The sequence below is a fragment of the Phreatobacter sp. GW821-FHT04C01 genome, assembly GCF_059420385.1.
Map to the genome: position 1 here is coordinate 321,677 of NZ_JBWKTP010000001.1, position 16,129 is coordinate 337,805.

Genomic DNA, 16,129 nt, shown 5'->3' on the forward strand with positions numbered 1-16,129 from the left:
TTGCGCGCACCGCGCGTTTCGCTTCATCCCCATTCGCTTTTCCCGATCGACGCCGTCGACGTCGTGAAGGCTTGCCCTGGACGCTTCGAAGCGGCACCACTGAACCATGCCGTCGAAACCTCACGTCCTGACGATTCCCGCCTCCAGGCCGCATCTGGCGACCCTGGCGCGGGCGATCATCGAGGGTGCCGTCATCACCGGCTGGCCGGACCGGGGCGATCCCCTGTCGCTTGCCGCCGGCACCATCCTGCTGCCGAACCGGCGTGCCTGCCGGGCCATGCGTGACGCCTTTCTCGACGTCGCAACCGACCACGCCCTGCTGCTGCCGCGCATCGCGCCGATCGGCGACATCGACGAGGACGAATGGGATTTCGCCGATCCCGACCCGCTCGAAACCCTGGGCCTGGCGGCGATCGGGCCGGCCATGGCGTCGCTCGACCGGCGCCTGACGCTGGCCGGCCTGGTGCGCGCCTGGGCGGCCAGCGTCGACCGGGCGGTGATGAAATTGTCGCCGGCCGATCCGCTGATCGTCTCGGCCTCGACCGGCGATGCCCTGGCGCTGGCCGCCGACCTGATGCGGCTGATGGACCAGGTCGAAACGGAGCGGGTGCCCTGGTCCAATCTCGACCGGATCGTCGAGACCGGCCTCGACACGTTCTGGACCATGACGCGCAGTTTCCTCGCCATTGCCACGGAAGCCTGGCCGGCGCATCTCGCCGCCAACGGGCTGGAGGAGCCGGCGGTCAGGCGCGACCGGCTGATCGCCGCCGAAACCGTCCGGCTGGCCGCCCTGCCCGGACCGATCATCGCCGCCGGCTCGACCGGCTCGATCCTGGCGACCCGCGATCTCCTGAAGGCGATCGCCCATCATCGCAACGGCGCGCTGATCCTGCCGGGCCTCGACCGCGGGCTGGATGCCGCCTCCTGGGACGCCATTGGCGGGAGCAGGGGCCCGGCCTCGCACGGCCATCCGCAATTCGGCCTGAAGCGGCTGATCGAGCATGTCGGCGTGACGCGGGACGAGGTGCGGGACCTCGCGGCGCCAGGTGCGCATGGCCGCGAGACGCTGCTCTCGGAAGCGATGCGGCCGGCCGCGACCACCGAATTGTGGGGGGCGGGCATTCACGCGCCGAACGCGGCCATGCTCGAGGGCCTGAGCGTGATGGAAGCGGCCAATGAACGCGACGAGGCCCTCGGCGTGGCGCTGGTGCTGCGCGAGATCGCCGAAAACCCGGACTCGACCGCCGCCCTGGTGACGCCGGACCGGGCCCTGGCGCGGCGTGTGCTCGCCGAGCTGTCGCGCTGGAACGTCGTGGTCGATGATTCCGGCGGCCGGCCGCTCGCGGGAACGCCGGTCGCGGCGGTCGCCCGGCTGGTCGCGGCGCTGGTCTTCGACGATCCCGCGCCGGCAACCCTGCTGGCGCTGATCGGTCACCCGGCGCTCGACCAAGGGCTCGATCCGCTGCGCCGCGAGCGGGCGATCGCGGCGATCGAATTGACCACGCTGCGCGGGCTGCGGCCCTCGGGCGGGCTTGCCGGCTATCTCGCCAAGCTCGGCAAGGTCATGCCTTCGGCGTCACCGAGGCCGAGCGATCCGGCGAGCCGGGTCGGCGCCGAAGCGCTCGCCGACGGCCACGGGCTGCTCGGCCGTATCACCACGGCGCTGGCGCCGCTGATGGCGCTGAGCGAGGCCGAGGCGGCGCCGCTTGCAGCCTTCGCCGCGGCTCATGGCGCGGCGCTCGATGCGCTCGGCCTCGACGCCGAGGCCGAAGGTGGCGACGAGATCGCTTCGGTGCTCGCCAAGGCGGGCGGGCCGACGGCTGCGGCCTTCGCCCTGCCGCCACGCGACTATTGCAGCGTCTTCGATGCCTTGATCGCCACCGAGACGGTACGGGTTCCGGCGCGCCCCGGCGCCCGCATTCGGGTGCTCGGCTTGCCGGAGGCCCGCCTGCTCGATGCCGACACGGTCATCCTGGCCGGACTGGTCGAGGGCTCCTGGCCGGGCGAGGCCAAGCTCGACCCCTGGCTGAACCGGGCCATGCGCACGGCTTTCGGCATCGATCCGCCGGAGCGGCGCATCGGGCTCGCCGCCCACGACTTCTGCCAGCTCATGGGCAATCGCCGGGTCGTGCTGTCGCGCGCGGCCAAAAGCGGCGGCGTGCCGACGGTGCGGTCGCGCTGGCTGCAGCGGCTCGCCGCGGTGCTCGGGCCCGACATCTGGCGCGGGTTGGTCGCCAAGGGCGACCGCATGCTCGGCCTGACCCATGGTCTCGACCGGCCGGCCGCGATCCGGCCTGTGCTCCGGCCCTCGCCCGCGCCACCTCTGGAATTGCGGCCGGCGCGCCTGCCGGTCACCGCGATCGAGACCTGGCTGCGCGATCCCTATGCCATCTATGCGCAACATGTCCTGAGGCTCAGCGCGCTCGACGGCCTCGACGAGGTTCCCGGCGCCGCCGAGCGCGGCACGGTGATCCACGGTGTGCTGGCGGCCTTTACCCAGGAGGTGCGGACCGATGGTTTCCCCGCCGATCCGGTCGAGCGGCTGCTGGCGCTCGGACGCACGCATTTCCTGCCCTATTGGGACGATCCTTCGGTCCGGGCGATCTGGTGGCCGCGCTTCGTCCGCATCGCCCAATGGTTCGCGGTGGAAGACCGGTCGCGCCGCGCCGACCTGCTCGACGTTCACGCCGAGATCAAGGGCCGGCTGGAATGGGAGACGCCGGCCGGTCGCCGCTTCGTGCTGACCACCTCGGCCGACCGCATCGACATCCGCAAGGACGGCATGGCTGAAATCGTCGACTACAAGACCGGCCAGCCGCCCAGTGCCGCCCAGGTCCAATCCGGGCTTTCGCCGCAGCTGGCATTGGAGGCGGCGGTGCTGAAGGGCGGCGGTTTCCACGAGGTGCCGGCCGAGACGCCGATCGGCGCACTGGTCTATGCCAAGCTCGGCGGCCGCGATCCGGCCGGCGAATTCCTGCCCGTGCGGATGACCGACGGCAGTGCCGACGAACTGGTGGCGGAGACTTTCGCCAAGCTGCGCGAACTGGTCGCGGCCTTCGAGAACCCGGCGCAGGGCTATCTGTCCTGGGCCATCCCGCAATTCGTCGGCGGCCGTTCCAACGACTATGCCCATCTGGCGCGGGTCAAGGAATGGTCGGCGGCCGGCGGTGGCGGAGGTGGCGAATGAGCCGCCCGCTCGTTGCTCCGCCCGAGGCGGCGCTCGCCCAGCGCAAGGCCTCGGATCCGCAGATCTCGGCCTGGGTCGCCGCCAATGCCGGCTCCGGCAAGACCTATGTGCTGGCGCGCCGGGTGGTGCGGCTGATGCTGGAGGGGACGCCGCCCGGCGCCATCCTCTGCCTGACCTTCACCAAGGCCGCCGCCGCCACCATGGCCAACCGGGTCTTCGCCATGCTCGGCGAATGGACCGGCTTCGACGACGAGCGGCTCGGCGCCGTGCTGCGCGATCTCGACGGTGTCAGGCCGGACAGCCGGCGGATCATCCGCGCCCGGCGATTGTTCGCCGAGGCGCTGGAAACCCCCGGCGGCCTGAAGGTCCAGACCATTCACGCCTTTTGCGAAAGGGTGCTGCACCAGTTTCCCTTCGAGGCCAATGTCGCCTCGCAATTCACCGTCATGGACGATCGCGGCAAGGCCGAGACGGTCGAGCGCGCCAAGCTCGCCGTGCTGCTGAAGGCGGCGGCCGATCCGCAAGGCCGGCTCGGCCGGGCGCTGGCGTCGCTCTCGGTCGCCGCCGCCGACCAGACGGTGGCCGACCTCCTGTCGGAAGCGGTCAATGCGCGCGACGTGCTGCTCGGCCAGGTGCGCACCGAGGCCGATCTCGACCGGGCCATGGCCGCGCTCGGGGTGGCGCTCGGCGTGGCGCCCGAAGACAACGAAGAAAGCCTGGCCGCCGAGGCGCTCGGTGCGGCGATCGTGCCGCCGTCGGAATGGCTGTCGGTCGCCGCGACCCTCGAACATCTGTCGACCAAGGCGACCGAACGCGATATCGCGGCGCGCCTGCGGCTGGCGGCGCGCGACCCGGCGCTGTTCATCGAGCAGTACCGGGCGATCTTCTTCACGCGGGAAGGCGATCTCCGCAAGACCATCCTGACCAAGGCGGTCCGCGACGCCGAGCCGGCGCTCGCCGCCCGTTTCGACCGGGAACAGGAGCGGCTCGGGGCCCTGCTGCGCCGCCAGAAGGCCGCGGCGCTGCGCGACCGCACCGCCGCCCTGCTGACGCTGGCCGAGGCGGTGCTGACCCGGGTGGAGGCGGAAAAGGCGGCGCGCGGCGCGCTCGACTTCGACGACCTGGTCGGCAAGACACGGGCCCTGTTCGCGCGGGTCGACGCGCGCTGGATCCTCTACAAACTCGACCAGGGCATCGACCATATCCTGGTCGACGAAGCCCAGGACACCAGTCCCGGCCAATGGGAGCTGGTCAGCGCGCTGGTCGCCGAGTTCACCGATGGCGAGGGCGCGCGCGAGACGGCGCGCACCCTGTTTGTCGTCGGCGACGAGAAGCAGTCGATCTATTCGTTCCAGGGCGCCGATCCCGCCTGGTTCACCGACATGCGGCTGAAATTCGCCAGGGCCTTCGGTCAGGCCGGCAAGCCGTTCGAACAGGTCAGGCTGAATTTCTCGTTCCGCTCGACATCCGCGGTGCTGGGCGCGGTCGACCGGGTTTTCGACGATCCGGCGACGCGCCGCGGCCTGTCGGCCGATCAGGGGCCGCTCGCACCGCACGAGGCGGCGCGCCGCACCGCGCCCGGCATCGTCGAGCTCTGGCCGCCGATCGAGAAACAGGAGGCCGAGGAGCGGTCCCCCTGGACCGCGCCGCTCGACGCGGTGGAGATCTCCGATCCGGTGGCACGGCTTGCCGGCCGCATCGCCGGTCATATCCGCATCTGGCTCGATCGCCGCGAGCACCTGCCGGACAAGGACCGCGCCATCGCGCCGGGCGACATCCTGATCCTGGTGCGCCGGCGCGGCGCCCTGTTCGAACAGGTGATCCGGGCCCTGAAGAACCGCAACGTGCCGGTGGCGGGCGCCGATCGCCTGGTTCTCGGCGAGCACATCGCGGTCATGGACCTGATGGCGCTCGCCGACTGCATGCTGACGCCGGATGACGACCTGTCGCTGGCCGCCGTGCTGACGAGCCCGCTGGTCGGTCTTGGCGAGGACGAACTCCTGGCGCTCGCGGCGCGCCGGCCCGGCTCGCTCTGGGATGCGGTCCAGGCCACCGGCAAAGCCCATGCCCAGAGGCTCCGGCGCTGGCGCGACGAAGCGCTGGCGCTGACGCCGGCGAGCTTCTTCGCCCAGGTGCTGTCGCGCGACGGCGGCCGGGCGCAGATCCTGGCCCGGCTGGGTTTCGAGGCGGCCGACGCGATCGACGAATTCCTGTCGCTGGCGCTGGCTTTCGAGGCAAGCGAGATTCCGACGCTGCGCGGCTTCCTGAGCATGATGCGGGCAAGCGCCACGGAAGTGAAACGCGACATGGACCTCGGCCGCGACGAGGTGCGTGTCATGACCGTCCATGGCGCCAAGGGGCTGGAGGCGGATATCGTCTTCCTGGCCGATACGATGAGCAAGCCGGGCGGCCAGTTCGACCCGAAACTGTTCAAGATCGCCGCCGGCGACGTGCCTGACGGCACCTTGCCGCATCTGGTCTGGTCGCCGTCGAAAAAGGCCGATGTCGACATGGTCGCCGACGCGCGCGAGCACCACCGCGACCGCCAGGCCCAGGAATATCGCCGGCTGCTTTATGTCGCGATGACGCGCGCCGCCGACAAGCTGATCATTTGCGGCGCCAGGCCGGGCAGGGGCGCGAGCGACGCCTGGTACGACATGATCGCCCAGGCGTTCGACGGGAAAGCCGTGGAAGAGCCCGCCGATGACGGTGACGGCACCGTCCGGCGCTGGCGCGAGGGCCAATCGGAAGGGGTCGGCAGCGCGCCGGCCGAGGCCGATGGTCCGGCGGTGGTGGCGGAACCCGGCTGGCTTCGGCGACCGGCCCCCGATGTCGCGATCCCGCCGCGCCCGGTGACGCCGTCCGGATTGGGCAAGGGCCGGCGCCTGCCGTTCTCGCCGGAGGCGACGGCTGCGCGCGAGGCGGCGCTGCAGCGCGGCACCTTGACGCACCGGCTGCTGCAGTCCCTGCCCGATGTTGCCCTCGACAAGCGCGAGGAGGCGACGTGGCGCTTCCTGGCCCGCCAGGCGGTTCTCGACGACGAGACGCGCGAGACGATCGCGGCAAGTGTCGCGGCCATCCTGGCCGACCCGCGTTTCGCCCCCCTGTTCGCCGCCGCGAGCCGCGCCGAGGTGCCGATCGCCGGCAGCCTGAACGGCCGGCCGGTGTCCGGGCAGATCGACCGGCTGATCATCGAGCCGGGCCGGATCATCATTGCCGATTTCAAGACCAACGACCCGGCGCCGCGCCATCCGGCCGAGGTGCCCGAAGCCTATGTGACGCAGCTGGCGCTTTACCGCGCGCTCCTGGCGCGTATCCACGCCGACCGCCCGATCGAGGCCTGGCTGGTTTGGACCGCCGTGCCCGACATCATGGCCGTCCCCGAAGGCGCGCTCGCGGCGGCGCTGGCGGCGGAGGGCTTCGGCCCCTGATCAGAGCGAGGAGAGCGGCGGCAGGCTGTCTTCCTTGCCGGTCAGCGCCGCCGAATGCAGGCTGCGCACGCGCGCCTCGAGGTAATGGGCGATGGCCTTGCGGTCGGCGCTCGGATCGAAGGGCACGGGATTGCCGAAGATCACGTCGACGTCGACGGCGCCGTCCTTGAGCATGGCCCAGGCATGCGGGATCATGGCGATGTCGCCGGCCCAGGACATGCGCGGCCGATGCTGGCGGCCGGCCGGCAGGCCGTTGATGCGTCGGTAGGCGAGCGCGATCGGCTGGATCCAGACGCTTTCGCCGGTGGCCCTGGCCAGGCTTTCGGCGGCGCCGATCAGCGCGCCGCGGAATTTCAGGACGCGATTGCCGTCGGACGAGGTGCCTTCGGCGAACAGCACGACCGGCTCGCCCTCGCGCATCCGCTCGATCATCTCATCGGCGGTCTTGGGCGTCGCATGGCGCCTTTCGCGATCGACGAAGATCGAACGCTGCAGCTTGGCGAGATAACCGAAGACCGGCCAGGTCGCGACTTCCGACTTGGCGACGAAGGACACCGGCGCCAGCGAGCCGAGCACCACGATGTCCATCCAGCTGACATGGTTCGGCACATAAAGCACCGGGCGGTGGGTGGTCGGTTCGCCGCGCACCGTCACCTTGGTGCCGAGCGCGGCGAGCGCCACCCGGTGGAACAGCATGGGCACGGTGTGCCGCACCGGCAGCTTCAGCGCGTGGGCGATCATCTGGACCGGCAGCAGGACGAGGGCCGCGACGATCAGGACGGCGAGCCAGAAGATCGCGCGCACCGTGTCGAACGGGCTCGAGCCCTCGCGGCCGAACTCCTCGACCGGTGGCTCCTCGGCGGCCGGCAGTTCAGTGCTCGTCATCGAGGGGCACGCAATAGAGTTCGAGGCGATGATCGACCAGCTTGTAACCCAGCTTGCGCGCCACCTCGGCTTGCAGGCGCTCGATCTCCTCCGACTGGAACTCGACCACCCGGCCGGTCCGCAGGTCGATCAGGTGATCGTGGTGCTCTTCCGGGATGGTCTCGTAGCGGGCGCGGCCGTCACCGAAGGCGTGGCGGGTGATGATGCCGGAATCCTCGAACAGCTTGACCGTCCGATAGACCGTCGACAGCGAGATATTGGTGTCGATCGCATTGGCGCGCCGGTGCAGCTCCTCGACGTCGGGGTGATCTGCGGCCGAGGCGATGACCCGCGCGATGACCCGCCGCTGATCGGTCATCCGCATGCCCTTGGCGATGCAGGCTTCCTCGATCGAATTGAGCGATGTGTCTGTCTTCGCCGATGCCACGGAGGCGCTCCTTCCACGATGGCCCGAACCTATAGCGCCACCGGTCTGGTCCGTCACCCCCGTGACGCGACCGGCCGGTCGATCACCGGGCTGTCGCCGGCGCGGTGATCGTCCTCGCCGTCCTCGTCGCTTTGCATGGCGAGCGCCCGGCGGCGGTCGGCAAGCGCAGCGTTGAGCCGGTCGAGCGCCAGGGTCAAGGTGGCGAAACGTCCCTCGTCGAAACCCGGCTCCTTCGATTTCTCGATCGATTCGACAAAGATGTCGTCGGCGACCTGGGCGATCCGGTCGAGCGTGTCGGGATCGTCGGTGGCGCGGACCTCGCGCAGCAGCTGCAGCACATCCGGCAGCCGGCCGGGATCGGGCTCGCGCCGGCCGACGCCGAAATAGCCGATCACGCCGGCAATGGCCGAGCCGCCGAGCGAGAGGCCGAAGATCAGCAGATAGAGATAGTCGCTATATTGCTCGAGAAAGGTCTTCTGCTCGCCGGTGAGATAGCCGCGCGCGCCCGGATGAACCTGCACCGACGAGCCCTTTTCGGTCTCCGGCACTTCGATGCGGAAGGCGACCGGGTGCTGGGTCGCGAGCGAGGGCCGGAGCGTGAACAGCTGCTGGGTGAACTCGGAGACCGCGGCGTCGGGCAGGTTACGGCTGGCGACGAGGTAGTGCACGACGCCGAGGGTCGGAAATCCCTCCGGCGGCCGCGGCGGGTTGGAGCCGAAGGAGCCGGCGACCACGTCGATCGATTCGAGGAAGAACACCCGTTCGGCCATGGCCTCGGCCTCGCGGATCGGCACCAGGGTGATCTTACCCTCGGGGGCCTCGCGGATCAGGCCGGCCATGGCGTCGGCGACCGGCTTGGCGGACGCCGGGCCGATCGTCACGAGCGCCTGGATTTTGCCCTTCTTGAAGGCGTCGCCGGTTTCCCAGGGCAGGATGTCGACGAGCCGCACGCTCGACGGCTGAATGCCGTGTTCCCGCAGGATGGTCTCGACCAGCCGGACATTGAAGCCGGTGCCGCGTCCCATGACGCCGACGGTCTTGCCGGGCAGGTCGGTCCAGCGCTCGATGCCTGATGTAGCCGGCGCGCCGAGCACCACCGGATTGCGCTGCCAGATCGCCACCGCCAGGGCCGAGGGTGGGAAGGCGATATCCGCCCGCACGATCGCCAGGTCGGCGTCGCCGCGGTCGATCTTGGCGGCGCTGTCGCTGGGCGAATCGGAGGATACCAGCCTCAGGCGGACGCTCGAGCGCTCGCGCACCAGCGACAGCCTGAGGGCGTCGACCAGCTTGGCTGCCTCGGATCCGGCCGGGCCAATCGCAAAAGTCAGCGTCGTCGGCCGGTTGACCCAATAGGTGGCAAGTGCCGAGCAGCCGATCAGGGCGCTCAGAACACCAAAAATGACAAGGCGCGTTCGGGTCATACGGGGCTCACATCGGGTGTCCATGATGGCCGTTTTGCGCCGCAACGGCCATAGCGCGCTTTGCGGACCCGGGCGGGGCCGCGCGGGCGCGACAATCGGCCGCCGCGCCGGCGTCAGCGCAGCCGACGGGGCACCGCCCGGCGGGGCCGGTCGAGCGCTTCGACGCGCATGTCATGGCCTCGAAGCACCGTGTCGGCATCAGCGCATCGGGCGAGACACCACCCGGCAGCGTGGACCACGCGCCTCGACGAGGACGCCGTAATCCTCAATGGCGGAATTGCAGATCCGGCATTCCTGCCGCTGCACCACCCGGCCGCCGCGCAGGCGGCGCTCGACGACCCGGCAACTGGCGGCGTCGGCGGGCGGTACCCGCTGGGGCGCGGTGACCGGCGGGGACGGCCGCCGCCCCTGGACCGGCTCCGGCACGAACCAGCGCTGCACCCGGCGGTCCGGCTCCTGCCGTCGCAGATCGTTCTGCCATCGCTGCTGATCCTGGATCTGCCGCTGCTGGATCTGCTGCTGCTGCAACTGTTGGGAATCGCGCTGCTGCTGTTGCAGCTGTTGCTGTTGCTGCTGCTGGTAGATCTGCTGCTGGGGATCGCCGAGCGGCAGGCCGAGAGGGCCGCCCGAGGTCGCGGGATCGCCGGGGATGCGGATCTGCGCCGCGGCCGGCGAGGACGACAGCGAGCCCAGGCCGGCGACAAGGCCCGCGAGCAGCAGCAGGGACATCAAGGGCCGGTGAATCTGCGTCATGGTACTGTCCTCACCCAGGCAAGCGCTGCGAGCCGGGCCGGCTCGCATCAGCAACGCCTAATATAGGACTTGGATCCACCCGGGCCGGTTCAATCGATGGTGATGACCACCCGGCCGCGAATCCGGCCCTCGATGATCGCCCGGCCGGCCTCGATGACGCCTTCCAGCGGGATGGTCGAGGTGATGGTCGCGAGCTTCTTCCGATCGAGATCTTGGGCCAGCCGCGACCAGGCCTCCAGCCTGAGCGGCTTCGGCGCCATCACCGAATCGACGCCGAGCAGAGACACGCCGCGCAGGATGAACGGCGCCACCGTGGTCGGCAGGTCCATGCCCTGGGCCAGGCCGCAGGCGGCGACCGCGCCGCCGTAGCGGGTCATGGCGAGGACATTGGCGAGCGTATGGGAACCGACCGAATCGATGCCGCCGGCCCAGCGCTCGCGGGCGAGCGGCTTGGCCGGGCTGGACAATTCGGCACGGTCGATGATCTCGGCGGCGCCCAGCGCGGTGAGATAGGCCGCCTCCTGCGGCCGGCCCGTGGAGGCGACGACATGATAGCCGAGCCTGGCGAGCAGCGCGGTCGCCACCGAACCGACGCCGCCGGCGGCACCGGTCACCACCACGGGTCCGCGCTCCGGCCGGATGCCGTGCCGCTCCAGCGCCATGACGCAGAGCATGGCGGTATAGCCGGCGGTGCCGATGGCCATGGCTTCGGCGGCCGATAGGCCGGCGGGCAGCGGTACCAGCCAGTCGCCCTTGACGCGGGTTTTTTCGGCGAAGGCGCCGAGATGGGTCTCGCCGGTGCCCCAGCCATTAAGAATGACCGCATCGCCCGGCTTGAAGTCGGCATGTCCGGAGCTCTCGACCACGCCGGCGAAGTCGATTCCAGGGATCATCGGGAAGCGGCGGACCACCGGCGCCTTGCCGGTCAGCGCCAGCCCGTCCTTGTAGTTGAGCGTCGAATGCGAGACGCGGACGGTGACGTCGCCATCCATCAGGTCGTTTTCGTCGAAGCGCGACAATGCGGCCGTTGTGCCGGTCTCGCCCTTGGTCACCACCACCGCCTTGAAGGTCGCCATCGCGTCGTCTCCTGATCGTGTCGGCGCCAAGGTCGTCCGCCGGCGCGGCCAGGGCAAGGGGCTTCGGCCCCGGCCAATGGGCTGAGCAGCCGCCACGGGCGCCGGCGCGCCGAAACGGCGGGGGTGCGACGTTGCCTGACCTTTACACCCCGGCGCTCGGACGCTTGGATGCGACGCCGGGTGGTGGCGTCGTCGCGCGTTTCGGTGGGGCGGCGGACCGCCATGCGTCGATGTCGCGGCCTCTGGCGGAGGGACCGAACATGACCAAGGTGACCGGCATAGGCGGCCTGTTCTTCCGGGCCCGCGATCCGAAAGCACTGGCGGCCTGGTACGAGACGCATCTCGGCATCGACGATATCGCCAGGCTCGCCTGGCAGCAGCAGGCCGGTCCGACGGTTTTCGCGCCATTTGCCGCGGATACGGCCTATTTCGGCCGACCGACCCAGCAATGGATGGTCAATTTCCGGGTCGACGACCTCGATCGCATGATGGCCGACCTGAAGGCGGCCGATATCGCGGTGGAGACCCGCGCGGAATGGGATTCAGAGGTCGGCCGGTTCTGTCGCATCCATGATCCCGAGGGCAATCCGATCGAATTGTGGGAGCCGGCGGTACCGATGCCGCGCTGACCGCCGGGCTCGTCCGGGCAACGGGAGCGCGGCCGGCCTTGCCGTCGGCCCGCGAAAACGCCGCGCCTGTCCGTCGCCGGCGGCCCTGCCGGGCGCGCCGGCTCGGCGATAACGTCCCGCGACACCAGGGATTTCACCGCCGCCGCGGCATGGTCTCTGCGGCCGTGCCTGGATTCGCCAATGATCTATCTGTTCTGGTCGCTGCCGCTGGTCGCCATTGGCGTTCTCATGGCCTCGGGCCGCGTCAGCTCGGTCGGCGCCGGCCTCTGCGGCGCCGTGCTCGCGAGCCTGGTCGCGCTCGCGGCGGCGCCGATACCGATGACGCTTTTCGATGTCGCGACGGCGGCCGCGAAGGGCCTGTGGCTGTCCTGGCTGGTCGCGGCGGTGATTCTCGCCGGCTTGTTCTTTCGTGAAATCGTCTCCGGCGGCGACGACGAGCAGACCCGGTCGCAGGCGACAGGCGTGCCGGACCGGCGGCGCCGGGCCTTCGCCGCCTGCTTTCTGGTGGGACCTTTCGCCGAGGCGGCCACCGGCTTCGGCGTCGGCCAGGTCGCCACCATCGCCATGTTGCGCGGCCTCGGCCTGGCGCCGGTCCATGTCGTGGTGCTGGCGCTGTTCAGCCAGATCCTGGTGCCGTGGGGAGCCATGGCCAACGGCACGCTCGTCGGCGCCGAATTCGCCGGCCTGGCGCCGCGCGACCTCGGCACGTCCAGCGCCATCCTGAGCATGCCGCTCCTGGCGATCTGGCTCGCCCTGTTCTGGCGGCTGGCCGCGGCGGCTGGCCTTGAAGGTTCGGGCCGGGATCTGGCGATTGAATTTGCATGGGTGCTCGCCGCGGCGCTGCTGCTGATCCTGGCCAATCAACGGCTCGGGCCGGAGATCGCGGCGCTGGCGGCGCTGGGGCCGCTGATCGTTCTGCAGTTCTGGCGTGACGAGCGCCCGGATCGCGCGAGATGGCTGTCGACGCTGCGGGTCGGCCTGCCCTATGTCGCGCTGATCGCCGGCCTGGCGGCGAGCCGGGGCATTCCGGCCTTGACGGACTGGCTCGGCCACACGGTCGCGCTGCGGCCTTTCGCCGACAGCCCGGCCTGGCTGCCGCTGCTTCATCCGGGATCCTGGCTGCTTGCCGTCGGCGTGGCCACGGCGCTCGCAACGGGCCGTCCGCGGGCGATCGGCCGGGCCGCCGGGACGCTATGGCTGCATGGCCGGAACTCGGTGCTGACCATAGCCGTCTATCTGGTCGTCGCCCGGATCATGGCCGATTCAGGCATCGCCGCCACGCTTGCCCAGGGTCTGCGACAGGTGCTCGGTCCCTTTGCCGCCGTGGCGACGCCCTGGCTCGCCGGCGCATTCGGCTTTCTGACCGGCAGCAGCAACGCATCCAACGGTCTGTTGATGACCTCGCAGGCAAATATCGCCGCGGATGGCAGGATTCCGCTTGGCTGGATCGCCGCGATCCAGAACACGGCCGCGGCCGCGCTGACGATGCTTTCGCCGGCGCGGGTCGCGATGGGATGCGCATTGGTCGGACACCGGGAGCTCGAGCGTGTCGTCTACCGCAAGGCCTGGATGCTCGGCGCGGCGCCGCTCCTTGCCTTGTCGATCGTCGCCGCCTGTTTCGTCGTCGGCCGGTGACGGCGCGACCATCCGTATTCGACCGGAAACGCAGCGACGGCCCGGTGTCGATTAGCGTTCGGTCAGCAGGGCTGGGCGCCGATGACCGACAAGACCGATAGCATTTCGTCCGATGCGGCCGGGATGCCGCATTTCCACGGCCATCGCGAGCGGTTGCGCAAGCGCTTCCGCGAGGCCGGCGCCGGGGCGCTGGCCGATTACGAGCTGATCGAACTGGTGCTGTTCAGGGCCATCCCGCGGCGCGACGTCAAGCCGCTGGCCAAGGCCTTGCTGAAACGGTTCGGATCCTTCGCCGACGTGGTCGCCGCGCCCGCGTTGCGGCTCGCCGAGATCGACGGCATGAGCGCCGCGGCGATCACCGAGCTGAAGGTGGTTCAGGCCGCCGCGATCCGTTTCGGCCAGAGCCGGATCGAGCGCCGGGCGGTCCTGTCGTCCTGGTCCGCCGTCATCGACTATTGCCGCTCCGCCATGGCTTTCGCCGAACGCGAGCAGTTCCGCGTGCTCTATCTCGACAAGAAGAACGCGCTGATCGCCGACGAGGTGCAGGGCGAAGGCACGGTCGACCACACCCCGGTCTATCCACGCGAGGTGGTCAAGCGCGCCCTCGAACTGTCGGCGACCGCCTTGATCCTGGTCCACAACCACCCCTCCGGCGACCCGACACCGTCGCGCGCCGACATCCTGATGACCCAGCAGATCGTCGACATCGCCAAGCCCCTGGGCGTCGCGGTGCACGACCACATCATCGTCGGCCGCGACGGCCATGTCAGCTTCAAGGGGCTGCAGCTGTTCTGACGGGGGCGTCCGGCTGGCGATCGCCGCTATCGGACGCCGGATCCGATAGATGCCTGCATTTGCTAGCGCCGGAGCTGGTCGAGGGCGCCCATGAGGTCGTTCCGCAGATCCTCGTAATCTTCCAGCCCGACCGACAGCCGGACCAGCCCGTCGGTGAAACCGTGGCGGATCCGCTCCTCGGCCGCGTAGGCCGCGTGCGTCATGCTGGCGGGGTGCTGGATCAGGGTCTCGGCATCGCCCAGGCTCACGGCGCGTGTCGCGAGTTGAACGGCATCCATGAACAGGCGTCCGGCAGCGAGGCCGCCGGTCAGCTCCATGGCGATCATGCCGCCAAACGCGCGCATCTGCCGGCCCGCCAGGCGGTTCTGTGGATGGCGGTCGAGGCCCGGATAGTAGACGTGCTCGACGGCCGGGTGGGCTTCCAGATCATGGGCGAGCTTCACGGCGGTCTGGCAATGCCGGTCCATCCGTAGCGTCAGGGTCTTCAGTCCGCGAAGGACCAGGAAGGCGTCGAACGCCGATATGCAGGCGCCGTTCATTTCCTTGATTCCGACGAGACGGAACTGCTCGACATGCTCCTTGCGCGCGATGATCGCGCCGGCCAGGAGATCGCCATGGCCGCTGAGATATTTGGTGGCCGAATGCACGACGATATCGGCGCCGAGCGGGATCGGCCTTTGCAGGTAAGGCGTGCAATAGGTGTTGTCGACCAGCAGCAGCGCTCCGGTCCGGTGACAAAGCGCGGCGATCGCGGCGATATCCACCACGCGCATATTGGGATTCGAGGGCGTCTCGGTGATCACGAGGCGGGTCTTTGACGTCAGCGCGGCGGCCAATTCAGCCGGCTGGGTCAGATCGACGAAGCGCGTGACGATGCCGAACCGCGCGATCTGATGATGCAGCAGGGCGAAGGTGCAGCCGTAGAGCGTCATATCGGCAATGATCTCGTCGCCAGCGTTCAGAAGCGTCCAGATGACCGCGGTCAACGCGCCCATTCCGGACGAGGTCGCCAGCGCTGCCTCTCCCTCTTCGAGGGCCGCGAGCCGGCTCTCCAGGATGCTCGTCGTCGGATTGCCGACGCGGCCATAGATATAGCCCTCCGCCGTGCCCGCGAAACGCTCGCTGCCGGTGTCGGACCGATCGAAGGCGTAGGTCGAGGTCAGAAAGACCGGCGGGTTGAGCGCCCCCTGATATTCCAGCGGATCGTACCCATGGTGAATGGCGCGGGTCGCAAAGCCCTGATCGAACATTGTGTCTGGCATCGGTGCCTCCTCGCGGAGAATCTATGCCAAAACGCCCCCTCGATTGTGCCAAAGTCACTATTTCAGCAGCCTATTATTGATATGATCGGCCCAATATGGGCCTCGTCATGATGAGTTGTGCCAATATGTCGCTCGATGCGATCGACTTGAAAATTCTGCGTGAGCTGCAAGCCGATGCCCGGCTGCCAAATGTCACCTTGGCCGATCGCGTCGGGCTGTCGCCCTCGCCATGCTTGCGGCGGGTCAAACTGATGGAGGCAGCCGGCATCATCGAAGGCTACAGAACCGTGCTCGGTCGGGCCGCGATCGGCCTGGGGCTGACGGTCTTCGCCGGCATTCGCGTCGAGCGCCATTCACATGAGAATGCTGATACCTTCGTCGACGCGGTTCTCGCGATGTCGGAAGTTGTCGCCTGCCACCTGGTCTCGGGTGACGTTGATTTCCTGATCGAGGTCGTCGTGCCCGACATGGCCACCTACGAGTCGGTCGTTCTCCAGCGATTGCTCTCGCTACCGGCGGTCCGGGATATTCGCTCGAGCTTTGCCATGCGCAGCCACAAGGCTGGTGGCGCCTTGCCCGTGCCCGTGCATTTCAAAAGCAAATGATGTTTCAGGCCGGCGACCGACGT

Annotated in this window: 12 protein-coding genes; 6 read left to right on the forward strand and 6 right to left on the reverse strand. The window is 69.4% G+C overall.

Annotated features, from left to right (window positions below):
• Positions 1-106: 106 nt before the first annotated feature.
• Together addB and addA are read left to right on the forward strand one after the other, a co-directional pair.
• Positions 107-3,187, forward strand: coding sequence for a double-strand break repair protein AddB (addB, locus tag AC07WJ_RS01555; protein WP_494932767.1), 3,081 nt, complete (start codon positions 107-109; stop codon positions 3,185-3,187).
• Complete coding sequence (addA, locus tag AC07WJ_RS01560; RefSeq protein ID WP_494932768.1) at positions 3,184-6,618, forward strand: double-strand break repair helicase AddA; 3,435 nt, start codon at positions 3,184-3,186, stop codon at positions 6,616-6,618. Before addB ends, addA begins: the two co-directional genes overlap by 4 nt.
• Here addA and olsA read toward each other — a convergent pair whose 3' ends face one another.
• The 5 genes from olsA to acuI form a co-directional block, all read right to left on the reverse strand.
• On the reverse strand, positions 6,619-7,503 hold the full coding sequence (gene olsA / locus AC07WJ_RS01565) for a lyso-ornithine lipid O-acyltransferase (RefSeq protein ID WP_494932769.1): 885 nt from the start codon (positions 7,501-7,503) through the stop codon (positions 6,619-6,621).
• Positions 7,490-7,930 (reverse strand): Fur family transcriptional regulator, encoded by a 441-nt coding sequence (locus AC07WJ_RS01570; RefSeq protein ID WP_494932770.1) that lies wholly within the window; start codon positions 7,928-7,930, stop codon positions 7,490-7,492. The genes olsA and AC07WJ_RS01570 overlap by 14 nt, the downstream gene beginning before the upstream one ends.
• Before the next feature lie 53 nt (positions 7,931-7,983).
• The gene (locus tag AC07WJ_RS01575; RefSeq protein WP_494932771.1) at positions 7,984-9,351 is read right to left on the reverse strand and encodes a TAXI family TRAP transporter solute-binding subunit; all 1,368 of its coding nucleotides are present in this window, start codon (positions 9,349-9,351) and stop codon (positions 7,984-7,986) included.
• 198 nt (positions 9,352-9,549) lie between these two features.
• Positions 9,550-10,104 carry a hypothetical protein gene (locus tag AC07WJ_RS01580; protein WP_494932772.1) on the reverse strand — a complete coding sequence of 185 codons (555 nt, stop codon included), beginning with the start codon at positions 10,102-10,104 and terminating at the stop codon, positions 9,550-9,552.
• 89 nt (positions 10,105-10,193) lie between these two features.
• Positions 10,194-11,180, reverse strand: coding sequence for an acrylyl-CoA reductase (NADPH) (gene acuI, locus AC07WJ_RS01585; protein ID WP_494932773.1), 987 nt, complete (start codon positions 11,178-11,180; stop codon positions 10,194-10,196).
• A 260-nt stretch (positions 11,181-11,440) separates the two neighbouring features.
• On the opposite strand from acuI, the gene AC07WJ_RS01590 reads away from it, so the two are divergent.
• The 3 genes from AC07WJ_RS01590 (at position 11,441) to radC (ending at position 14,239) form a co-directional block, all read left to right on the forward strand.
• Positions 11,441-11,809, forward strand: coding sequence for a VOC family protein (locus AC07WJ_RS01590; RefSeq protein WP_494932774.1), 369 nt, complete (start codon positions 11,441-11,443; stop codon positions 11,807-11,809).
• A gap of 180 nt (positions 11,810-11,989) precedes the next feature.
• Entirely contained in the window at positions 11,990-13,444 is a 1,455-nt protein-coding gene (locus AC07WJ_RS01595; protein WP_494932775.1) for an L-lactate permease, read from the forward strand.
• Positions 13,445-13,525: 81 nt separating this feature from the next.
• Entirely contained in the window at positions 13,526-14,239 is a 714-nt protein-coding gene (gene radC, locus AC07WJ_RS01600; protein ID WP_494932776.1) for a RadC family protein, read from the forward strand.
• 62 nt (positions 14,240-14,301) lie between these two features.
• On the opposite strand, the gene megL is transcribed toward radC, so the two are convergent.
• The gene (gene megL / locus AC07WJ_RS01605; RefSeq protein ID WP_494932777.1) at positions 14,302-15,501 is read right to left on the reverse strand and encodes a methionine gamma-lyase; all 1,200 of its coding nucleotides are present in this window, start codon (positions 15,499-15,501) and stop codon (positions 14,302-14,304) included.
• Positions 15,502-15,596: 95 nt separating this feature from the next.
• Between megL and AC07WJ_RS01610 the strand changes: the two genes are divergently transcribed.
• Positions 15,597-16,106, forward strand: coding sequence for an Lrp/AsnC family transcriptional regulator (locus tag AC07WJ_RS01610; RefSeq protein WP_494932778.1), 510 nt, complete (start codon positions 15,597-15,599; stop codon positions 16,104-16,106).
• Positions 16,107-16,129 lie beyond the last annotated feature (23 nt).